This window comes from Bordetella genomosp. 7 (assembly GCF_002261415.1).
Lineage (GTDB): Bacteria > Pseudomonadota > Gammaproteobacteria > Burkholderiales > Burkholderiaceae_B > Bordetella_A.
On sequence record NZ_NEVI01000006.1, the window covers coordinates 1 to 19,315 of the forward strand.

23 protein-coding genes are annotated in these 19,315 nt (G+C 65.0%); 12 read left to right on the plus strand and 11 right to left on the minus strand.

Annotated elements, in window-relative coordinates; all coding sequences use genetic code 11:
- Window positions 1–96: IS3 family transposase (locus CAL18_RS19545; RefSeq protein WP_141217741.1), on the plus strand; the 96-nt coding region annotated here is incomplete at its 5' end.
- 386 nt (window positions 97–482) lie between these two features.
- On the opposite strand, the gene CAL18_RS19550 is transcribed toward CAL18_RS19545, so the two are convergent.
- Complete coding sequence (locus CAL18_RS19550) at window positions 483–881, minus strand: hypothetical protein (RefSeq protein WP_141217742.1); 399 nt, start codon at window positions 879–881, stop codon at window positions 483–485.
- Window positions 882–1,603: 722 nt separating this feature from the next.
- Between CAL18_RS19550 and CAL18_RS03760 the strand changes: the two genes are divergently transcribed.
- Window positions 1,604–1,816 carry a hypothetical protein gene (locus tag CAL18_RS03760; RefSeq protein ID WP_026638375.1) on the plus strand — a complete coding sequence of 71 codons (213 nt, stop codon included), beginning with the start codon at window positions 1,604–1,606 and terminating at the stop codon, window positions 1,814–1,816.
- 93 nt (window positions 1,817–1,909) lie between these two features.
- Here the strand turns inward: CAL18_RS03760 and CAL18_RS19555 are convergent, their stop codons facing one another.
- Window positions 1,910–2,143 (minus strand): hypothetical protein, encoded by a 234-nt coding sequence (locus CAL18_RS19555; RefSeq protein ID WP_038851950.1) that lies wholly within the window; start codon window positions 2,141–2,143, stop codon window positions 1,910–1,912.
- Window positions 2,144–2,175: 32 nt separating this feature from the next.
- Between CAL18_RS19555 and CAL18_RS03765 the strand changes: the two genes are divergently transcribed.
- A complete protein-coding gene (locus tag CAL18_RS03765; RefSeq protein ID WP_170940283.1) occupies window positions 2,176–2,403 on the plus strand; it encodes a hypothetical protein in 228 nt (75 codons plus the stop codon).
- 71 nt (window positions 2,404–2,474) lie between these two features.
- Here the strand turns inward: CAL18_RS03765 and CAL18_RS03770 are convergent, their stop codons facing one another.
- Entirely contained in the window at window positions 2,475–2,801 is a 327-nt protein-coding gene (locus tag CAL18_RS03770; protein ID WP_026638374.1) for a DUF2007 domain-containing protein, read from the minus strand.
- Window positions 2,802–2,946: 145 nt separating this feature from the next.
- Between CAL18_RS03770 and CAL18_RS03775 the strand changes: the two genes are divergently transcribed.
- Entirely contained in the window at window positions 2,947–3,597 is a 651-nt protein-coding gene (locus CAL18_RS03775; protein WP_170940284.1) for a DsbA family oxidoreductase, read from the plus strand.
- A gap of 21 nt (window positions 3,598–3,618) precedes the next feature.
- Here CAL18_RS03775 and CAL18_RS03780 read toward each other — a convergent pair whose 3' ends face one another.
- From CAL18_RS03780 to CAL18_RS03790, 3 genes are all read right to left on the minus strand, one after another.
- Window positions 3,619–4,146 carry an ureidoglycolate lyase gene (locus CAL18_RS03780; RefSeq protein WP_094817363.1) on the minus strand — a complete coding sequence of 176 codons (528 nt, stop codon included), beginning with the start codon at window positions 4,144–4,146 and terminating at the stop codon, window positions 3,619–3,621.
- A gap of 467 nt (window positions 4,147–4,613) precedes the next feature.
- The gene (locus CAL18_RS03785; protein ID WP_094817455.1) at window positions 4,614–5,786 is read right to left on the minus strand and encodes a thiolase; all 1,173 of its coding nucleotides are present in this window, start codon (window positions 5,784–5,786) and stop codon (window positions 4,614–4,616) included.
- Window positions 5,786–6,184 (minus strand): Zn-ribbon domain-containing OB-fold protein, encoded by a 399-nt coding sequence (locus tag CAL18_RS03790; RefSeq protein WP_094817364.1) that lies wholly within the window; start codon window positions 6,182–6,184, stop codon window positions 5,786–5,788. Before CAL18_RS03790 ends, CAL18_RS03785 begins: the two co-directional genes overlap by 1 nt.
- A gap of 265 nt (window positions 6,185–6,449) precedes the next feature.
- Between CAL18_RS03790 and CAL18_RS03795 the strand changes: the two genes are divergently transcribed.
- The 3 genes from CAL18_RS03795 (at window position 6,450) to CAL18_RS03805 (ending at window position 8,659) form a co-directional block, all read left to right on the plus strand.
- Window positions 6,450–7,010 (plus strand): cytochrome b, encoded by a 561-nt coding sequence (locus CAL18_RS03795; protein WP_038851949.1) that lies wholly within the window; start codon window positions 6,450–6,452, stop codon window positions 7,008–7,010.
- Between the two features lie 95 nt (window positions 7,011–7,105).
- Entirely contained in the window at window positions 7,106–8,017 is a 912-nt protein-coding gene (locus CAL18_RS03800; protein WP_026638367.1) for a manganese catalase family protein, read from the plus strand.
- Between the two features lie 141 nt (window positions 8,018–8,158).
- On the plus strand, window positions 8,159–8,659 hold the full coding sequence (locus CAL18_RS03805) for a ferritin-like domain-containing protein (RefSeq protein WP_026638366.1): 501 nt from the start codon (window positions 8,159–8,161) through the stop codon (window positions 8,657–8,659).
- A gap of 76 nt (window positions 8,660–8,735) precedes the next feature.
- Here CAL18_RS03805 and CAL18_RS03810 read toward each other — a convergent pair whose 3' ends face one another.
- Window positions 8,736–10,130, minus strand: coding sequence for an APC family permease (locus tag CAL18_RS03810; protein WP_026640236.1), 1,395 nt, complete (start codon window positions 10,128–10,130; stop codon window positions 8,736–8,738).
- 281 nt (window positions 10,131–10,411) lie between these two features.
- Here CAL18_RS03810 and CAL18_RS03815 point away from each other — a divergent pair, with 281 nt between their 5' ends.
- Entirely contained in the window at window positions 10,412–11,071 is a 660-nt protein-coding gene (locus tag CAL18_RS03815; protein ID WP_231494585.1) for a DUF4142 domain-containing protein, read from the plus strand.
- A 43-nt stretch (window positions 11,072–11,114) separates the two neighbouring features.
- Here CAL18_RS03815 and CAL18_RS03820 read toward each other — a convergent pair whose 3' ends face one another.
- From CAL18_RS03820 to CAL18_RS03835, 4 genes are all read right to left on the minus strand, one after another.
- Window positions 11,115–12,074, minus strand: a complete 960-nt coding sequence (locus CAL18_RS03820) for an NAD(P)-dependent oxidoreductase (RefSeq protein ID WP_141214356.1) — start codon at window positions 12,072–12,074, stop codon at window positions 11,115–11,117.
- Window positions 12,059–12,850: an SDR family oxidoreductase gene (locus tag CAL18_RS03825; RefSeq protein WP_094796096.1), complete on the minus strand. Its 792-nt coding sequence runs from the start codon at window positions 12,848–12,850 to the stop codon at window positions 12,059–12,061. Before CAL18_RS03825 ends, CAL18_RS03820 begins: the two co-directional genes overlap by 16 nt.
- Window positions 12,851–13,663, minus strand: coding sequence for an N-acyl homoserine lactonase family protein (locus CAL18_RS03830; protein ID WP_094796097.1), 813 nt, complete (start codon window positions 13,661–13,663; stop codon window positions 12,851–12,853). It abuts the gene before it with no gap.
- A gap of 132 nt (window positions 13,664–13,795) precedes the next feature.
- Window positions 13,796–14,494 (minus strand): GntR family transcriptional regulator, encoded by a 699-nt coding sequence (locus CAL18_RS03835; protein WP_026640240.1) that lies wholly within the window; start codon window positions 14,492–14,494, stop codon window positions 13,796–13,798.
- 254 nt (window positions 14,495–14,748) lie between these two features.
- Here CAL18_RS03835 and CAL18_RS03840 point away from each other — a divergent pair, with 254 nt between their 5' ends.
- From CAL18_RS03840 to CAL18_RS03855, 4 genes are read left to right on the plus strand one after another with little or no spacing between them, the layout of a single operon-like run.
- Window positions 14,749–16,149, plus strand: a complete 1,401-nt coding sequence (locus CAL18_RS03840; RefSeq protein WP_094817365.1) for an MmgE/PrpD family protein — start codon at window positions 14,749–14,751, stop codon at window positions 16,147–16,149.
- Between the two features lie 52 nt (window positions 16,150–16,201).
- Window positions 16,202–17,161: a tripartite tricarboxylate transporter substrate binding protein gene (locus tag CAL18_RS03845; RefSeq protein ID WP_094817366.1), complete on the plus strand. Its 960-nt coding sequence runs from the start codon at window positions 16,202–16,204 to the stop codon at window positions 17,159–17,161.
- A gap of 18 nt (window positions 17,162–17,179) precedes the next feature.
- Window positions 17,180–17,923: an SDR family NAD(P)-dependent oxidoreductase gene (locus CAL18_RS03850; protein ID WP_094817367.1), complete on the plus strand. Its 744-nt coding sequence runs from the start codon at window positions 17,180–17,182 to the stop codon at window positions 17,921–17,923.
- 19 nt (window positions 17,924–17,942) lie between these two features.
- Window positions 17,943–19,298, plus strand: a complete 1,356-nt coding sequence (locus tag CAL18_RS03855) for an MmgE/PrpD family protein (protein WP_249278370.1) — start codon at window positions 17,943–17,945, stop codon at window positions 19,296–19,298.
- Window positions 19,299–19,315 lie beyond the last annotated feature (17 nt).

A 19,315-nucleotide genomic window follows, 5' to 3' on the forward strand; every position in this document is an offset into this window, starting at 1 on the left:
GATGTCTTCGATTACATCGAGCGGTTCTACAATCCCCGACGCCAACACTCAACGTTGGGCTACGTCAGCCCCATGCAATTCGAGGCAGCGGCTTGAGAGGTTAAACAAACTGTCCGGAGAAACGGGGCAAGGCCACTGTATGTGTTTAACAACCGCTAACGGCCGAGGCTGTGTGGAAACGCGTTATGTCCTCAGCGGCGCGCAACGCATTTAGTGCCATCGCAACAGCCCCGGTCCAAGCGCGACGTGTCGTTCGATGATTTCGGCACTCGACGGCTACGATAATTTAAGCTTGTGAGCAGACGACTGGCTAGGAGTACATACCTCGCTCCTTGTAGTACTTCTTTCGCGCATCGTTGGCAGAAACACCCAAGTCTGAGGCATTCAGAGTCTTTGAAACCACGCGAATCAACGATTCCAAGGTGAAGCAAACGAGCTTTAGCACATGACGAAGCTCAGCTCTTCGATACCTACCCAGGTCCTCAGCAGACGTCAGCGGCCGCCCTGGTTCTGCGGCCCCCCATGAAAACAAAGTTCCATACAACGTACCATGAGCGATCTCCGATGCATGGCGGTACAGAAGCAGACCAAATGCCAAGCCTCTTGTAGGCCCTGCGCCAAACATCAAATAGATCGCGTTCAGACGCTGCTGCATCACGTACGATCTCGGCCAGGCGATACAGATCTTCCGGTTTCTTGAGCAGGATCTGTCCATTTCGACCGAGCTCCAAACCTGCTCGTTGGGCTTCGAGTTGATGAGCGTCGGTGATGGGTTCGATAAACTGGATGGAAGGGCGGCGCTTATCTCCCCAGAACCTGAGCAACCATCGGTTCGATTTTCCGTCCAAAATCACCGAAAAATAGGTCTCGGTATCTCGCATCGACAGGTTTTCGCCAGGAAGAATATCGGTGCATATCTCGTGCAGACGCCGTTCTTCTGCCGTCGTGACGATCTTTTCGTTGTCCGGGTCGATAATCGGCGCGTCGTCATCTGGCGCAACTTCTACGGGTGGAACTTCCGATGCGTTGTCCGTTCGTGATTCTCAATGACAATGTACGGTGCCAGCCTTCCTGTCCATGTGGCAGCATTTTCCCGGAGGCGAATCTTTACGGCACCCGCCGCCATGAGAGTAGGCGTGAAATGGCAAGAGTAGGGCGGTGGCCAATACAGTGGCGATGGCTATGGCAGTTTTGCTCATGGACTGTCTCCGTTGAGCCGGGAATGGACGTTCGCTCCTCGCGGGATGGAACGGGGAGCGTCTGAAGGGGGCCTTGGCACGGCCCCGACTCGCTGGCCTGTACACCTGCCCTATGCACATTCAGTTAAATTCAGTCGTATTTAGGAGCATATGCTGCCCCAGTCTGCTTGCGCGATCAACCACGGGTCTACCCGTACGGTTGATGATACGCAGTCCGGTTTGCAGGGACCGAGCTCATTCGAACTGCAAGCGTCAAAATAACGAAACTCGCGCGGCGAAGCGCGTACACACGGCAAGCAGAGCGCAGGACCCTTCGCGTCGATGTGGGTAGTGAAGTATAATTTCAATAATAGAAACATATAGCATGATTTGCGTCGGGACCGGTGTTCCCGGGGGGCACAGCGATGAACTATCTACTCGAGAACATCAACACGAGCATCGCCCGTGCGGCCGAGCTGACGACGGACCCCGCCATGCTGCGGGTGCTGAAAACCATCAAGCAGCAGGTCGGCGAGCTGGCCCGGGCGGCGGATGACGCGAGCCAGGCCCGCCCGTCGGCCGCGGCTTCGCGCGTGGCGTCCGAACCTGTGGGGTCGCAAGCCACCACGCGTAAATAGCCACCCGCGGCGCTGCCTTTCGCCGGCACAGTGCTCGCCGGTGTCGCCAAGCCGGTCGCCTGAGTGCCGCGCCCCGGTTGATATTCGACGTTGCTATATGCCTTGCGACGCGCCGTCGTGTTGCGGGGCGTCGGGGTGGGCGCGCATGGATTGCGGCGCATCTTGCGGGTTTGCCGGCATGCCTTGATCGGTGGTGGCGGCCGGGGTTTCGGGTTTGGGGGGCTCCAGGGTCGTGGTTTGCCCCATGTGTACGGTGATCAGCGTGATCGACGGTCGAGCCAGGATGCGGCTCGCGGGCGGGTTGCCAGCAACCCGGTCATGACCCACAATGGCTGTGCCTCTACGTCGACCAGGTACCCATGTCTCTTCGAATGTATTTCCGCTGCGGTGCGGCGCTGTGTGTGGCGGCATTGACTGCCGCCTGTTCCAGCAGCCCGGGAACGTCCTCGCGCTTGTTCAACGAATGCACCTGGAATCGCAGTGCGTGCATGTATGAAGGCTCTTATGAGCCTGATGAAGAAGCCTATGCCGAGGAAGAGGCGCGTCGACTGAACAAGAGCCAGTCGATCAGGCTGCGGTCGAACTGATGATGACCTGAGCACGCGCCTTCGGGTGCGAGGGCGGCCGCTCATGGCGCTACGCGTGCCGTGACCGAAGGTCAGCCTTGGGAGTCGGCGGGCCGCGAAGCGCCGCATTGCCAGCAGGTCGAAAACTGCGGTTCAAGCCATTCGCCGCAGTCGCCGCAAAACCAGTGCGGGCGCGTGCGCCAGGCGTCGTCGACCTGGCCTTCGATGATGCGCAGGGCGGCGGCCTTGTCGCCTTCGCTTTCGAGCCATAGGTCGGGGCCGCATTGGTCCACGGGGATTTCCCCGGCTCCGCCCTGCAGGTATCGGCCGGTAAGGTGGCAGGCGATGCCGGCCTGTTGCAGCAGGTTGGCCCAGTGCTGCCCCAGCAGCAGGTCGGGTGCGCGGGTGAGCCGTATCATCGTAGCCTCCGGATCCAGGGTGGTTTGATCATAACGTCATGGGAACCCGCTGCGGCGTGCGCGGCGGCGGGCGTACACTGGACTGAACGATGGGGTGACGCCAGCCGCCGTTGCCGCTGTCGCACCGCTTTGCCGGGGAGTGATGATGAAAAGTATCAAGATCGATTTTGTGTCCGACGTGGCGTGCCCGTGGTGCGCGGTGGGGCTGGGAGGGCTGCTTGAGGCTATAGAGCGCATCGGGCCCGCGGCCGAGTTTCGCATCGCGATGCAGCCGTTCGAGCTGAATCCGGATATGCCCAAGGGCGGCCAGAATACCGGCGAGCGGCTGATGAAAAAGTACGGGTTTGACTATGCGCGCCTGCAAGAGAACCGCAAGGTGATTGCGCAACGTGCGGCTGCCGTGGACATGCCCATGAACCAGACGGACGACAGCCGTTCTTACAACACATTTGACGCGCACCGGCTGCTTTACTGGGCCGGCACCCTGGGGCAGGCCGAGCAGCTTGCCCTGAAGCGCAGCCTGTTGAAAACCTACCATTTCGACAATCTGGATACCGGCGAGACGCCCGTGCTGGTCAAGGCGGCGCAAGACGCCGGACTGGACGGCGATGCCGCCCGCGAGACGCTGGAAGCCGGGCGCTACGCCGACGAGGTTCGCGCCGAGCAGGCCAAATGGCGGCAACTGGGTATTACCTCGGTGCCGTCGGTGATCATCGACGACAAATACCTGGTCTCGGGCGGGCAGCCGCCCGAAGTTTTCGAGCAGGCCTTGCGGCAGGTGGCTGCCGAAGGCTGAAACGGGCGCAGTTGCGCCGCGCTATGCGTGGGGCGCGATTTCCCAGTTTGTGAGCGCGATGTTTGCCAGCGCGCTTTCGTGGGCGGGGGCGCCGTCGCGCAGATGGGCAACCAGGTCTTGCGTGGTGGACTGCCGCGTCAGCATCAGGCAGGTGACGGGTGCGTCGGGCACGCGGGTGGCGTGCCAGATGCCGGGCGCCATGCATAGGCCCATGCCCGGCTGCACGGCAAAAGCCGCAAGGGTGCCCAGGTCGGGCATGCCGGCCGGCGTGCCGCGTGCCACGATATGGACGACCGGCCCGGTAAGCGGCACGATGGCCTGTTGCGTGCGCAGATGCACTTCTAGTTGGGTAACAGGCCCGGTGTTGCGATAGTTGACCCACAGGACTTCCGCTTTGCCGCCGTGTCCGGGATCGAACAGGTGTTCGTGCCAGAAATCGGTGGTGGGGTGCGTATAGGCGGGAATGGCCGGATCGGCAGGGAACGCCTTGCCCAGTATCCACCCGTAAGGAGCAAAGGCATCGGCAGTGATAGGCAGGGCGCGCAGCATAAAAAACCCAGGTGATGCAACTGTGCCCGATTAAACCTCATTCGTGCGCCGCCGGCCAGTGCGGCCGCGGCCGGCCATGCTGCCTAGCTTTTGCGCAGGCGATGCACGGCGGATAACACCGTTGATGCATGCCCGTACGGTTTTACGCGTAGTTCTTGCATATACAGGCGCAGTGCAAGTTCGGCGGCCGAAACCTCCGCCGGGTCGCGCGTGGGGAGGGCGGCGCCGGCTGCCGGCACGCGGCGCGGCGGCCGCTTGGCAGCCCGGCTGTCTGGCCGATTCGGCCGCCTGGAAGATAGGCCCATGAGAGTTCCTTGGTGTCGGCCGTAGCGGCGCGATTCGGAACATCTTACGGGCCGTTATTGCGCCCTTTTATTCCGTCCGGGTGCAACAGATGAAAAATAAGCAATATCTGAATTAGTTGCTCCGTGCCGGAGGGGTGTTGTCGTGCCGTTTGCCCACGATGTTTACAGAGTGTCTGCCGTTCCCAGAATGGCGGTGGACTGGCTGGACAGCGTGCCGCCATTGCCGTGAACCAGGGCGGTCCGGGCATTGGCGACCTGGCGGTCGCCGCATTGGCCACGCAACTGGCGCACCGCTTCGATGGTGATGAATATGCCGTACATGCCCGGATGCACGCAGGACAGGCCGCCGCCGTTGGTGTTGACGGGCAGGCGGCCGCCTGGCGCAATGGCGCCGCCGCTCACAAAGGCGCCGCCTTCACCCTTCTTGCAAAAGCCCAGGTCTTCCAGGAAAAGAATGGGATTGATGGTGAAGGCGTCGTAAAGCTCGACGACGTCGATGTCCTGGGGGCGCAGGCCGGCCATGGCATAGGCGGCGGCGCCGGATTGAGTGGCGGCCGTGACGGTCAGGTCGTCCATGGACGATATCTGCCGGTTCCAGCAGGCGGTTGCGCCGCCCAGCACGTAGACGGGCGGGTGGGGCAGGTCGCGGGCGCGGTCGGCGCGCACCAGCACGTAGGCGCCCGCGCCGTCGGTTACCAGGCAGCTGTCGCGCACTGTAAGGGGATCGGACACCATGCGCGAATTGAGTACGTCTTCGATGCTGAGCGGGTCGCGCATGAAGGCTTCCGGATTCAACTGCGCCCACTTGCGGGCGGCAACGGCGACTTCGGCCAGTTGTTCGCGCGTGGTGCCGTATTGATGCATGTGCCGCGCGGCAGCCAGTGCATACGAACTCAGCGGGTTCAACGCGTGGTAGGGCGCCTCGTACGGTTGAGGGTCGAGTTTGCGGCGCGCGTTGCCGATCTCGGCCCGGTTCAGCGTGGCGGTGCGCTGGGTGCTGCCATAGCAGACCAGCACCGCGTTGCATTGGCCGCTGGCAAGCGCCTGCAGGGCGGGCATCAGGTGCGCCACGAAGCTCGACCCGCCCAGCATCGTGCTGTCGATGAAGCTGGGCCGTATGCCCAGGTGTTCGATGACGGGCATGGCCCACATGCTGGCGGTGACGCTGGCGGTTGCCAGGCCGTCGATGTCCTGCATGGTCAGGCCGGCGTCGGCGACGGCGCGATGTGCGGCCTGCACCAGGATTTCCATGTCGGTATAGCCGTGCGCTTCGCCCAGGCCGGCATGCCCCACGCCGGCGATGGCGGCAACGCCGCGCAGATCGGTCAGGGCCATCATGCGCACCCTCCGGCCTGCCTGAAAACGACCGTCTTCTCGCCGTCTATGTCGGCGACGTCGGCCTGTACCGCCATGCCGATGGACACCGCGTCGGGGGCGATGCCTTGCACGCGGGACATCAGGCGCACGCCTTCTTCAAGATCGATAAGCGCGACGTTATAGTCGCCGCCCTGTTCGGGCCTGCGCCGCACGACGGTGGTGGAATACACCGTGCCCTTGCCGGATGGCGTGGCCCACGCCAGTTGGTCGGAGCCGCAGTGCGGGCACACCATGCGCGGGTAGAAGACGGCGCGCGCGCAGGCCTGGCAACGCTGGATCTGGAACTGGCCCTTTGCAAGCTGGTCGCGGTAGTGCTTTTCCGGGCCTGCGGGCGGCGCGGACATGGATTCGGACATGGGATGGGGCTCTCTCTGTTGCGAACCGGCTGATTTTCCGACGATCACCGCCGCCATGCCACTCTTGATTGGCTTAGGGGGGCTTTTGCTGCGATTAACAGGGCAGGGTGCACCGGCCGGGCCGGACGACGTCATGCGGACCTTTCAGTGTGTTTCAATCCGGCGCTCTGCGCACTTTTCCGGTTCCCGCGATTGCGGACAGTCAAATCGCTGATCGGCGTCCCGGGCCAACATCGTCCCGGTTACCTTTCACCGGAGTACTTTGATGAGCACAGCCGCCCCCTCGACCTGTTATGACTCGCAACAAGGCTACGGACGTGTCTCCCGCGTCCTGCACTGGAGCATGGTTGCGCTGTTCGCGTGGCAGTTCGCCAGCTCGGCCCTGCATGCCTGGGATCGCGAGGCCGCCGTTTCGAAATGGTTCTGGTCATCGCATGTTTCTCTGGGCGTGACCCTGCTGGTGTTGGCCGCATTGCGCGCCTTGTGGGCACTGTTGAATCTGCGGCGCAGGCCGCCAGCCGGGGCAGGAGCGGCCGGAAGGCTGGCGCGCCTTGGCCATGCCGGTCTGTACGCGCTCATGATGGCGGTGCCTGTCCTCGCGCTGGCGCGCTCGTATGGCCGAGGCAAAGGCCTGGCCGTCTTCGGCATGCCCCTGTTCGAGGCCACCGGCCGCGAACAGCCCGCCCTGGTTGCCATGGGCAACGCGCTGCACGGCTGGCTGGGGTGGGCGCTGCTGGCAATGGCGTGCGGCCATGTCTTCATGGTTTGGCTGCACCATTATGTGTGGCGCGATGGTACGGCCGCGCGGATGCTGTGCCGCCGCTGAACGCCGCCGCCCCCTGGCCGGCCCCCCGCGGGTATGGCAATTGCGAAGCGCCGCTGGCCCGCCTTTGCGGGCAACTCACTCAGCGGGAGACTCCTATGTTTGCGCATAACAAACGCTTGCAATACACCGTACGGGTACGCGAAAGCAATCCGGGCCTGGCCAATCTGCTGCTCGAGCAGTTCGGCGGACCGCAGGGCGAACTCGCGGCTGCGTGTCGTTACTTTACCCAGGCCCTGGGCGAAGACGATCCGGGCCGCAAGGACATGTTGTTCGATATTGCCACTGAAGAACTCAGCCACCTGGAAGTGATCGGCACCCTGGTTGCGATGCTGAACAAGGGCGCCAAGGGCAAGCTGGCCGAAGGCGTCGACGCCGAGGCAGACCTTTATCGCAGCCTGCATGGCGCGGGTAACGACTCGCATGTGACCCAGGTGCTTTACGGCGGCGGGCCTGCCCTGATCAACTCGGCAGGCCAGCTCTGGAACGCCGGATACATCGACACCATAGGCGAACCGTCGGCCGACCTGCGCTCGAACATTGCAGCCGAAGCACGCGCCAAGATCGTGTACGAACGGCTGATCAATGTCACCGACGACCCCGGCGTGAAAGAGGCGCTGGGTTTCCTGATGACGCGCGAAGTGGCGCACCAGTTGTCATTCGAGAAGGCGCTGTACTCCATGCAGCCCAACTTTCCGCCGGGCAAGCTGCCCGGAGACCCGCGTTTCGCCCGCACCTACTTTGACATGTCCCAGGGTGAAGGCGATATGCGCGGCTCGTGGAACAGCGACGCCAACTTCGATGTGGTCTCCGACCGCGATCAGCAGTGCGCGGTGGATGGAGGAGACGGCCTGGCCAACGTCGGTCTTTCCCGAGAAGAACTCGAAGCCTTGCAAGCCATGGCAGCCCGCACGACATCGCAGCCTGATGCCGACCCCATGACGGGCGCCGATCTGGGTAGCGGCGTGGACGGAACCCAGCCCAAGCCCAAGTCCCGGCAAAAGCGCTGACGGCAGGGGCCGCAGCCGTCGCGGCCGGGCGGCGGCCGTATGGTGTATGCAGCAAGAGCGGCTTGACGGGGGTGATACATCCGCAGGTATAGGGTTTGCTGTACCAAGGTCTCGCATCCACCGTATTTCATGGAGACCTTCATGGCTGCCAAGACTCTGCAAGACCTGTTTATTCACGAACTGTCGGATATCTACAGTGCCGAGAAACAGCTGGCCCGGGCACTGCCCAGGCTTGCCCGCGCCGCGACCAATCCCAAACTGGCCGAAGCCTTCCAGCTGCACCTGGAAGAAACCCACGGCCAGATTGAACGCATCGACCAAGTGGTAGAGCTTTGCGACATCAAGCTCAAGCGCATCAAGTGCGCGGCCATGGAAGGCCTGGTGGAAGAAGGCAAGGAAGTTATCGAGGAAATCGACAAGGGGCCCGTCCTGGACGCCGCGTTGATTGCGGCGGCCCAGAAGGTGGAGCATTACGAAATTGCAAGCTATGGCACCTTGTGCACGTTCGCACGGCGGGCCGGCTTTAAAGAGGCGGAAAAACTGCTGTACCAGACGCTGCAGGAAGAAAAATCGACCGACGACAAACTGACCAAGCTGGCTGAAAGCGAGGCCAACCCCGAAGCGCAGCAGAAAAGCAAGTAATGTCTGCTGGAAAGAGCCGGCCGGCGCGGTGCGATAAGCACGGCGCCGGCCGAATGCTTTGCCAGGGCCCCGCCGCTCAGTCGTCGGTGAGGTGTTCGGGATCCAGGCGCGGGGCTTCTTTGCGGTGCACCAGCAAGGTCAGACCCCACATGACGACACCCAGGGCCAGCAGCCACCCGGCCACCTGATACTGAATCGTGTCGCGGCCCGTCATGGGAGTTACCAGGAACAGGCAGGCGGCAGCCCCCAGGCACGCCACCACGCTGTTGGTGCGGAAGTGCTCGTGCTGGACCTTGTCGCGGCGCAGCACCAGTACGGCGACGTTGACGAACGCGAATACGCCCAGCAACAGCAGCGCCGTGGTGCCGCCCAGGGCGCTGATGGCCTGGGAGTTGCTGGCCGACACCAGAATAATGAGGCCGAGCGCCAGCGCGGTGGTAAACAGGATGGATGCCCACGGCGTGCGGGTGCGCTCGTGCACGTACGACAGGAACTTGGGCAGCACGCCCTGGCGCGACATGCCGTATAGCAGCCGGCTGGCCATCATCATGTTGATCAATGCCGAGTTGGCCACGGCGAACATCGAGATGACCGGCATCACGGTTTCCATCGGCAGGTTCGGCGCTGCCCGCTGGACCACCAGCACCAGCGGCGTGGAGCTGGCGGCAAGCTCGCCGACGGGAATCAGCGCCACTGCGCAGATGGACACCAGCACGTAGATCAGCGCGGTAATGCCCAGGCCCGTAAGCATAACCTTGGGAAAGATGCGGTGCGGCGAATGGGTTTCCTCGGCCATGTTTACCGAGTCTTCGAACCCCACCATTGCAAAAAACGCCAGGGCGGTGGCCGACGTGATGGCCAGGAACACGCTCTTGTTCTCGGGCGTTTCAAAGGCCACCACGCGCGAGAAATCTGCCTTGCCATCGCTGATGGCATACAAGCCCAGGACGATTACCAGCAGCAGGCCGCTGAGCTCGACCAGGGTCAGCACGACGTTGGTCTTTACGCTTTCGGACGCACCGCGGAAATTGACGATCATGACGAGCAGGATGAAACCCAGCGCGCCCATCGTGACGGTCATGGGGCTGGCGTCCATGCCGAGCGCCACGAACAGGTTGGCCGAGAACGCACGCGAGGCCGTGGCGGCCGACGTAAGGCCGGAACACATGACCGTGAAGCAGACGATGAACGTCAGGAAGTGCACGCCGAAGGCTTTGTGCACGTACAGCGCCGCGCCGGCCGCGCGAGGGTATTTGGTGACAAGCTCGAGATAGGAAAAAGCGGTCAGCAGGGCCACCAGAAACGCCACCAGGAACGGCGCCCACGCCGCGCCGCCTACTTCGGCGGCCACTTGACCGGTCAGGGCGTATATGCCCGTGCCCAGGATATCGCCCACGATGAACAGCAACAGCAGCTTCGGCCCCATGACCCGCTTAAGGGGAGTGTGGTCCAGGCTGTCCTGGTTAGACATGCTTTTCTCCTCTCTGGTTTTCGTACGGAGGCAAGTATGTGCCAGGAGGGCGGTTTAGTCGTCCGCCACTGTGTCACCGATCTTAACGAGAGTTTTCATTAAGGCGCGCCTGGACGGGCGGCCGCCGGCGGCAGCCGGACGGCAACAGCCGCGGGTCTTGGCCGGCAGACCCGGGCAAGACGCCCGGGGCGGGTACGCCATTTGCTGTACCGCAGGCACACCTTCCGGCTCCACGCAAGCCGACAACCCACAGGCGCGAAACGCGTCGCAACGGAGGCCTTATGAAACTACGCACACTGACACTTTGCATGATGGCGGCCGGCAGCATGCTGGCGGCCAGCACCGGCATGGCGCAACCTCAACCGACCACGCCGGCTCCGGCGACCCAGGGCGCGGCGCAGCAGGAACGCCAGGACCAGGCGCAACAGAATGCCGCCGAGCAGCGGGCCGACCAGGCGTCGGCGCAGCAGGACGCCAAGGACCAGCTCGATGGCGACGATGAGGATTTTCTTGAAAACGCCGCGCAGTCCGGCGCCGCCGAAATAGAGGGCAGCAAGATGGCCCAGGAAAAGGCCAAGAATCCGGATGTGAAGGCGTTTGCCGACAAGATGATCCAGGACCACACCAAGGTCAGTGAAGAACTTGCCGCCCTGGCCAAGAGCAAAGGCTACACGCCGCCCACCGAGCCGTCCATGCTGATGAAGGCCAAGCTCAAGACGCTGAGTCTGACCGACGACGGTTTTGACGAAATGTATGTGGATCACATCGGCGTGGCCGCCCACGAAGATGCGGTGAAGCTCTTCGAGGAGGCCGCCAAGGACGCCAAGGATCCGGAAATCAAGGCCTTTGCCGAGAAGACGCTGCCGGCCTTGCAGGAGCACCTGAAGATGGCGCAGACCCTTCAGCAGCAGGTGAAGGAGCGCAAGGAAGCCAAGAACTGACCGTGCTCGGTTTGCCGGGCACCCAGCGGCCGCGTACCGGCTTTCAGGCCGGGCCGGCCGCTTTGCCTCGCACTTCCACGCCCGCATCGGCCTCGATATAGCGCATGATTTCGGTCATGTCGGCCTGTTCGCCGAACTTGTCGCGGGTGGCGTTGAGCAACTGGCGCACGGCGTCGCCCACTCGCAGCGGCACGCCCAGCCTTTCGCCGGTTTCCATGCAAAGCCGTACGTCCTTGGCCGACAGGCCGATGGCAAATCCGAAATCGAAGCTGCGGCTGAGCACGTACTTGGGGATCTTGTCTTCGGATGCGTTGCTGCGGCCAGATCCGGCGTTGATGACCTGGACCATGATGTCGGGGTCGAGGCCGGCCTTGACGCCCAGCGCGAGGGTTTCGGAGGTGATGGCCAGCGCCGTGACTGATATCAGGTTGTTGATCACCTTCATCGTCTGCGCCATGCCGGGCCGCGCACCTACGTACAGCGGTCGGCCCAGGACTTCAAGCACGGGCAGCGCCGCCTGGTAGGCATCGTCCGCGCCCGATGCCATCAGGGCCAGGGTGCCGCGCTGCGCGCCGGCCACGCCGCCGCTGACCGGGCAGTCTATCGTTGCGATGCCGCGTTGCGCCAGGCCGGCGGCCAGTTCTTCGGCTGCCTGGGGGCCCGATGTGGACAGGTCGATCACCGTCCTGACCGCTGCGCCATGTACCAGCCCGTTTTCTCCCAGGCCGACATCGATCACGACCTGCGGCAGGGGCAGGGAAAGCAGCACGGTGTGCGCCGCGTCTGCCACCTCGCGCGGGCTTGCGGCAATGCGCGCGCCTTCGGCCGCCAGCGGCGCCATGGCCGGCCCGCTGGGATCGTACACGGTCACGTCGTATCCGGCGCGAAGCAGGCGGGCGGCCATGGGCGCGCCCATGCGGCCGATTCCGATGAACCCCAGGGTGTCTTTGCGTTCAGTGTTCATGATAGCCACGTAGGAAGGTTGGGTCAGGTGGCGGTCCATCCGCCGTCGATAGGGAGTACGGCGCCGGTAATATCGGCGCCTGCGTCGCTGCACAAGAAGCCGATCAGCGCGGCGACGTGCTGCATCGCCACGAAGCGGCCGGTAGGCTGGCGGGCGGCCAGGTAATCATGGCGCGCCTGTTGCTCGGTAATGCCTTGCTCGCTGGCGATAGCCGCGATGCGCGCCGTAATGGCAGGTGTGGGAACGGTGCCCGGCGCGACGGCATTGCAGGTAATGCCATGGGGCGCCGTTTCTACCGCCAGGGCACGGCTCAGGCCGATGAGCGCCGTCTTGGTGGTGATATAGCCCACCCGGTCCGGCGTCGCGCCCGCTCCGTACACCGACGAGATGTTGATGATCCGGCCCCAGCCCTTGGCCCGCATGCCGGGGATGCACAGGCGGGCAAGGTGGAAAGGCGCCGACAGGTTCACGGCCAGCGCCTCGTCCCAATCGCGGCGGGGCAGCGCGTGGGCGGGGTGGAAGTGGCGCACCACGGCATTGTTGACGACGATATCCACGCCATCCGCGGCTCGTTGCGCGTTGGCCGCCATGGCTTCGATCTGGTCGACATCGTTGAGGTCCGCGGCGTAGAAAAGCACGTCGGCGCCCTGGCGCGCCAGGCTGTCGCGGGCCTGCCGCGCCGTGTCGTCGTCACGCAGCGCGTGCAGGATGATGCGCGCTCCGGACTTTGCCAGCTCTGCGGCAATGGCCAGGCCCAGGCCGGCGGTCGATCCGGTGACCAGCGCGCAGCGTCCGCGCAACGAAGGCTCGCTCATTCAGGTTGCCCGGGGCGGCACGTCGAGCCGTACCGCCTTGCCTTCCAGCTCGGGGCTGGGCGCGGGGTAACGCAGCATCACCTGGGGATCGTGGCCGGGCACGATATGGGCCTCGCTGTCGGCCAGCTCCTGCACGGCGCGGTGCCCTTCGAGCATGTCGCCCACGTTGTAAACGGCAGGAAAGGGAATGCCATGGCCGATGTTGCCATACAGGTGAGTCGCATCGGACGCCAGAACCACCCACCCGCGCCGCGTCCATACCCGCACGACCTGCAGGCCCGCCGTGTGGCCGCCCACCAGGTGCAGCGAAAGTCCGGGCGCCAGTTCGGCCGGCCCCTGGTGAAACGTCACGCGGCCCGCGTACAGCTTGCGCACGAACGACACGACGTCTTCCACGTAGTAGGGGTGGCGCAGCGTGCCGTGACACATGCAGCGGCCGGTGGCGTAGGCGGACTCTGCTTCCTGCACATGGAAAGTGGCTGCCGGAAAATCGTTCAGCGTGCCGGCATGGTCGTAGTGCAGATGCGTGATGATGACGTTGCGCACCTGGGCCGCGTCAATACCCAGAAGCGCCAGCCCGTCGACAGGGCGCTGCAATAGTTCGCGGCCGCGCTGGCGGGCCGAGTCTTCGTCGAAGCCGGTGTCGACCACGTAGATTTCATCGCCGCGACGCGCCACCCAGATGTAGTAGTCGAGATCGGAGTCGGCGTCGTGGAAGTCGACGCTGCCCAGGTAGTTGTCGGCGGGGCTGCGGCCGCCGTGGCGCGCATAGCGCACCGCATAGACCTCGAATGGGGCAGGTTGTGGGGTCAAGATTTGTCTCCTGGTGGCGGCTGCCGGACCATGGGCGCCGCCGTCTATGTTGGTAGGATTGTATTATAGTATTAGCGAAAAAAGCAAAGCCCGGCAGCGCTGGGCGTGCCGGGCCTGTGGGGCCGCGAGCCGTTATTCGGCTGTAGCCTGGGTTTCGCGCAGGATCTTGATGGCTACGCGGGCAGCGTTGCGCACGTGCAGGCTGCCGGCCTTGCGCGCAGCCCGGCCGTCGCGGGCCGCCAGCGCGTCGAGCAGCGCGCCCAGTTCGGCCAGGCTTTTCTTGGCGCGGCCCGGCGCCTGCATGGACGTAGATCGCAGCAGCATGACGCGCGAGTTCAGCAGGCGCAATGTCGTAGTCAGCGCTTCATTGCCGGCGCCGTCGAGCAGCTGTTGGTAGAAGTGGTTCTTGGCCGCCAGCTGTTCAAGCGACCCGCCGTGCGAGAAGGCCCGCTTGAGCGCCTGGAAGGCGGCCTGCAACGCCTTGAGCTGCTCTTCGGTGGCGCGCTCGGCAAACAGCTGGCAGGCCAGGCCTTCGAGTTCTTCGCGCACTTGGTAAATGCCTTCGGCCTGCTCGGGCAGCAGGCGGTCGACCACCGGGCCGCGGTGCGGAATGACGTGGATGAGGCCTTCGGATTCAAGCTGGCGCAGGGCTTCGCGCACCAGCGTGCGGCTGACGCCTGTCATTTCGCAGAGTTCGCGTTCGGGCAGGCGTTCGCCTGGCTGAAAGCGGCCCACCAGGATGGCGTTGCGAATGCTCTCGGTCACACTGTGGCGCAGCACTGATGCGGCGCGGGGAACTTTGAAATCGGCAGGGAGCTCGGCGGCGTTCATGCGATGGGAGGCAATGTTGCGGGCGGAATCAGTCTACAGGCTTGGGGCATTTTAGCGGTACTTCCTGTGGGGTCGGGCAGAGACGAACGACCGGGTGCGTCGATTCGCCGTGGCGCCAACCGTATCGGCTGAAAAAAAACGATTATTCAATCATACAATCTGTTTATAATACCGAAAACGCGCCAGTGGAAATAAACCGGCCCAGGCGCGGCAAAAACGCCACGGGGTACACGTGGCCAAGGAGACAACGCAACATGCAGGCAGGCGGATCGGCTGGTGTTTCGCGCGCGCTGGCGGAGTTCGTCGGGGCGTGCCGCTGGGAAGATATTCCGGGCGCGGTGCGCCGCGAGGCTCATCGCGCGCTGTTGAACTATTTTGCTGTCGCCCTGGCGGGCGCGGCCGACCCCACTCTGGATATCGCCGTGCAGGTCTACGGCCGTTTCGCGGCCGGGCGGCAGGCCTCTCTGGTCGGGCGCGCCGAGCGCACGGACGTACTCAATGCCGCGGCCCTGAACGCCATGGCAGCGAATGTGTACGACTACGACGACACGCATTCCCCCACCATTATTCATCCCACGGCGCCGGTTGCCGCGCCGCTGTTCGCGCTGGCGCAGGCGCGGCCCATGCGCGGCGACGAACTGTTGCTGGCCATGGTGCTGGGCATCGAGGCGGAGTGCCGCATTGGCCTGGCGGTGTCTCCTGGCCATTACGCGCGCGGCTGGCACATTACGTCGACATGCGGTGTGTTCGGCTCCGCCATGGCGGCCGGCAAGCGCCTGGGCCTGTCGGCGACCGCACTGGTGTGGGCGCTGGGCTGCGCGTCGGCACAGGCGGGCGGCCTGGTGGAAACGCTGGGCACCATGTCCAAGAGCGCCAGTGTGGGCAATGCCGCCCGCAACGGGCTGTTGGCCGCGTTGTTGGCACAACAGGGCTTCGCCGGGCCGGATGCGCCGCTGGAAGGGCCGCGCGGATTCCTGTCCGTGATGGGCGAGCCGCCGCAGCCGGACGCCATCACGCGAGATCTGGGGCTCGATTGGCAGCTGCTGCGCAATACCTATAAGCCATACCCGTGCGGCGTGGTGCTGAATCCGGTGATCGATGCCTGCCTGGCGCTGGCAGGCGACGCGCGCGTGGCTGACGCGGGGCTGGCCTGTATCGAACGCATCACGCTCACGGGACACCCGTTGTTGCGTCAGCGCACCGACCGGCCGGGCGTGACGACGGGGCGCGCTTCGCAAGTCAGCGCCCAGCATGCCGTGGCTGTGACCCTGGCGCGCGGCCGCGCCGGTCTGGAGGAGTTCAGCGATGCGGCGGCGGGCGAGCCCATGCTGCGCGATCTGGGCGCCAAGGTCGAGTTCCGCGACGACGCCGGATATTCCGTGGACGCCGCGCAGGTGCAACTGACATGGCGCGATGGGCGGCAGTTGACGCGCCGCGTGGATGCCGCGCGCGGGTCGCAGGCCCGGCCGCTTTCGGACGACGAGCTTGAAGACAAGCTGCTGGCGCTGGCGGGGGGCTGCCGGCCCGGCTGGGACGCCAGGCCGCTGATCGATGCATTGTGGACGCTGGAGACCGCGCCGGACGCGGCGCAGGTGATGGCTTTGGCGGCGCAGGCGGCAACGCCGGCAGGTCACGGCCGGGATCGAGACTGCTGATGGAAGGGGCGGCATGCCGCCCTTGCAAACCACACAACGAGGAGAGAAGACGATGCGGCGTTATTACTTTCGCGTGGCGGCGGCGGCCCTGGCCGGGCTGGCGATGGCCGCGGCGGCACGGGCGGATTATCCCGACAAGCCGTTGCGGATTGTGGTGCCGTTCGCCGCCGGCGGCGGCGTCGATGCGCTGACGCGACCTTTTGCCCAGGAGCTCGGCAAGGTGCTGGGCCAGACTGTCGTGGTGGAAAACAAGCCCAGTGCCACAGGCCAGACCGGCGCGGCAGAAGTGGCGCGCGCCGCGCCCGACGGCTACACGCTCCTGCTGAGTTCGGCCGCATTCGGCACGACGCCGGCGTTCTACCCGCAAGCGCCCTACGACCCGATCAAGGATTTCACCCCCATCACGATCGTGGCGGCTGCGCCGCAGGTCGTGGTGACGAACAAGAACTTCAAGGCCAGGAATATCGATGAGCTGGTGCGCATGGTCAAGGCGGGTGAGCAGGTCAACGTCGCGCTCAGCGGTATTACCGGCATGCAGGCGCTGGCCACGGAGATGATTGCCGCGCAGGCGGGCATCACGTTCACCAAGGTGCCCTACAAGGGCGCGGGAGCCGCTTTCAAAGACCTGATCAGCGGAGAAGTCGACGTGATGATAGACAACCCGGCGTCGTCGCTGCCCCATGTGCGCGCAGGCAACCTGAATCTGATCGCGACCACAGGCCCCAGGCGCATGTCCACGGCCCCGGACACGCCCACCGTTGCGGAAACCCTGCCCGGCGTCCAGGCGCGCAACTGGTTCATTCTGGCTGCGCCGGCCGGCACGCCGGCGCCCGTCATCGATGCGCTTAGCCGCGCCGCCATCCAGGTGGCCAATGGCCCCGTGATGCAGCGCTTCTTCGAACGCGACGGCACTGAAGTGGTGGCCAATTCGCCGCAGCAAGCCGGGCAGTACCTGAGCGAGGAAATCGCCAGGTGGGGAAAGATCGTCAAGGAACGCAACCTGCAGCCCTGACCGGGCACGGAGCACGACATGGGAAGACTGGAAGGAAAGATCGCGGTGGTGACCGGCGCCGCCGGCGGCATAGGAAAGGCCATCGCGCTGGCGTATTCGCGTGAGGGCGCCACCGTAGGAATGCTGGACAACAACGCTGCCCTGCTGCAAGAGGTCGTGGCAGCGGTACCCGGCGCCAGTGCGCTGACTTGCGATGTGGCCGACAGGGCGGCCGTGCAAGCCGCTATCGATGGCTACGCTGCGCAGTCCGGCGGGCTGGATATCCTTGTCAACAACGCCGCCTATTTCTACTACGGCTTGCTGACCGACATGCCCGAGCCCGTGGTCGACAAGATGATCGACGTCGGGCTCAAGGGCGCATTGTGGTGCCTGCAGGCCGCCACGCCGCACCTGGCGGCGCGGGGCGGCGGGTCGGTCATCAACCTGTCTTCCGTGGCCGTATCGGTGGCCATCAAGAACGCGGCAGTCTACAGCTGCATCAAGGGCGCGCTGGATACGCTGACGCGCCAGCAGGCGGTGGAGCTGGGGCCGCGGGGCATACGCGTCAATGCATTGGCTCCCGGGCCGGTGGAGACGCCGGGGGCGAGCTCGGTTATCGATGCGCAAGGCTGGGAAGCGCGGCGCGCCCGGACGCCGCTGCGCCGGCTGGCCGAGGCGGACGACATCGGCGCGGCCGCGGTGTTCCTGGCGTCGGACGAGGCCGTGTCGGTCGCGGGCGTCACGCTCAAGATCGATGGCGCCATGACGGTGATGGGCTACTGAGGCGAGGGCGGACCGGCACATGGAACAGAACACGATGCACGGTTCGAGCGCGGCCGCCAGGCTGGCGCGCGACGGGCTGGCGGCGCGCCAGTTCGGCGCCCCGACGCTCGCCCATGCCAAGCGCTGCCTGCTGGATTACTTGTCGTGCGCATTCGAGGCGCTGCCCTTGCCCTGGAGCGAGCAGGCCGCCGCGCTGGCGCCGGCCGCGCAGGGGGGAGCGCATGTGATCGGCCGCGCGGGGCCCCGGCAACCCGATGCGGCCGCCTTCGCCAATGCGGTGGCCGGGCATGGCCTGGTGCGTGAAGACATGCACGCGGGCAGCGTGGCCCACCTGGGGGTGGTGGTCTGGCCCATGGTGTTTGCGGTGGCCCAGCAGCGTGGCGTATCCGGCGCGCAGGCGCTGGACGCCGCCATTGTGGGCTATGAAACCGGCGCTCGCCTGGGCCGGGCGGTCATCACCCCGGACCTGGCGCGCTTGTTCCGGCCTACCGGACTGGTTGGGCCGTTTGCCGCCGCCATGGCGGGCGCGCGCCTGCATGGCTTCGATGAAGCTCGCACCCTGTACGCGCTCGCCCTGGCGGGAAATTGCTGCGCGGGCCTGAATCAATGGGCGCATACCGGCGGCAGCGAAATGTATTTTCATCCGGGTTTCGCGGTGCGCAACGCGTGGACTTGCCTGCAACTGGCCGCCGGCGGTGCGCAGGCTTCGGCTTCCATCCTGGAGGGCGAGGCGGGTTTTTTCCAGGCGTATGCGCGCGCGCCCATGCCGGCCGGCATTGCCTTGTTCGCCGACGGATCGGCGGAAATCGACCATGTGTTCAACAAGCCGGCGCCCGCCTGCAATTTTGCCCAGACGCCTTGCCAGGCGGCGCTGCGCGTCGCGCGCGAGGCCGGGTGGCGGCGTATTGCATCGGTGCGCATCGAAACCACGCATGCCGCGGTGCGCTATCCGGGGTGCGCGGCCACAGGGCCTTTCGAGCACGCGCTGCAGGCCAAGATGAGCATTCCGTTCGGCGTGGCGGCCACGCTGGCGACGGGCGTGATTGCCGAAGACAACTACCGGCGCCTGGACGACCCCGAGATCGCGCGCTTGATCGCCGCAACCGAACTGTGCGCCGATGCCGAGTACAGCGCGGCGTTTCCGGCCAGGCAGGGCGCGCGCGTCACGCTGTTGCTGGAAGACGGTTCCCGCATATCCGGCGCGCTGGATGACGTGGTGGCGGCGGACGATGCCCTGATTCGCCAGCGCTTCCGGCAAGCGGCGCAAGCCGTGCTTGGCGCCGACACGGCGGCCCGCATCGAAGACCTGGTGGATCGCTATGAGCGGGTCGCGGATGCCGGCGAGTTGCCGCGCCTGTGCGCGGCGGCGGCCTGATCCCATTTTCGTAAGGA

Coding starts and splice junctions, on each gene's coding strand:
- CAL18_RS03785 (WP_094817455.1), bottom strand. CDS start 5,786: ATGGCCCTGACCGATCTGCGCGGCGTTGCCGCCATCGCCGGCGTGGGG.
- CAL18_RS03805 (WP_026638366.1), top strand. CDS start 8,159: ATGGCTGCCAAGACTCTGCAAGACCTGTTTATTCACGAACTGTCGGAT.
- CAL18_RS03790 (WP_094817364.1), bottom strand. CDS start 6,184: ATGTCCGAATCCATGTCCGCGCCGCCCGCAGGCCCGGAAAAGCACTAC.
- CAL18_RS03845 (WP_094817366.1), top strand. CDS start 16,202: ATGCGGCGTTATTACTTTCGCGTGGCGGCGGCGGCCCTGGCCGGGCTG.
- CAL18_RS03775 (WP_170940284.1), top strand. CDS start 2,947: ATGAAAAGTATCAAGATCGATTTTGTGTCCGACGTGGCGTGCCCGTGG.
- CAL18_RS03795 (WP_038851949.1), top strand. CDS start 6,450: ATGAGCACAGCCGCCCCCTCGACCTGTTATGACTCGCAACAAGGCTAC.
- CAL18_RS03765 (WP_170940283.1), top strand. CDS start 2,176: ATGTCTCTTCGAATGTATTTCCGCTGCGGTGCGGCGCTGTGTGTGGCG.
- CAL18_RS03815 (WP_231494585.1), top strand. CDS start 10,412: ATGAAACTACGCACACTGACACTTTGCATGATGGCGGCCGGCAGCATG.
- CAL18_RS03835 (WP_026640240.1), bottom strand. CDS start 14,494: ATGAACGCCGCCGAGCTCCCTGCCGATTTCAAAGTTCCCCGCGCCGCA.
- CAL18_RS03770 (WP_026638374.1), bottom strand. CDS start 2,801: ATGATACGGCTCACCCGCGCACCCGACCTGCTGCTGGGGCAGCACTGG.
- CAL18_RS03760 (WP_026638375.1), top strand. CDS start 1,604: ATGAACTATCTACTCGAGAACATCAACACGAGCATCGCCCGTGCGGCC.
- CAL18_RS03810 (WP_026640236.1), bottom strand. CDS start 10,130: ATGTCTAACCAGGACAGCCTGGACCACACTCCCCTTAAGCGGGTCATG.
- CAL18_RS03800 (WP_026638367.1), top strand. CDS start 7,106: ATGTTTGCGCATAACAAACGCTTGCAATACACCGTACGGGTACGCGAA.
- CAL18_RS03840 (WP_094817365.1), top strand. CDS start 14,749: ATGCAGGCAGGCGGATCGGCTGGTGTTTCGCGCGCGCTGGCGGAGTTC.
- CAL18_RS19550 (WP_141217742.1), bottom strand. CDS start 881: ATGCGAGATACCGAGACCTATTTTTCGGTGATTTTGGACGGAAAATCG.
- CAL18_RS03780 (WP_094817363.1), bottom strand. CDS start 4,146: ATGCTGCGCGCCCTGCCTATCACTGCCGATGCCTTTGCTCCTTACGGG.
- CAL18_RS03820 (WP_141214356.1), bottom strand. CDS start 12,074: ATGGACCGCCACCTGACCCAACCTTCCTACGTGGCTATCATGAACACT.
- CAL18_RS03850 (WP_094817367.1), top strand. CDS start 17,180: ATGGGAAGACTGGAAGGAAAGATCGCGGTGGTGACCGGCGCCGCCGGC.
- CAL18_RS03855 (WP_249278370.1), top strand. CDS start 17,943: ATGGAACAGAACACGATGCACGGTTCGAGCGCGGCCGCCAGGCTGGCG.
- CAL18_RS03825 (WP_094796096.1), bottom strand. CDS start 12,850: ATGAGCGAGCCTTCGTTGCGCGGACGCTGCGCGCTGGTCACCGGATCG.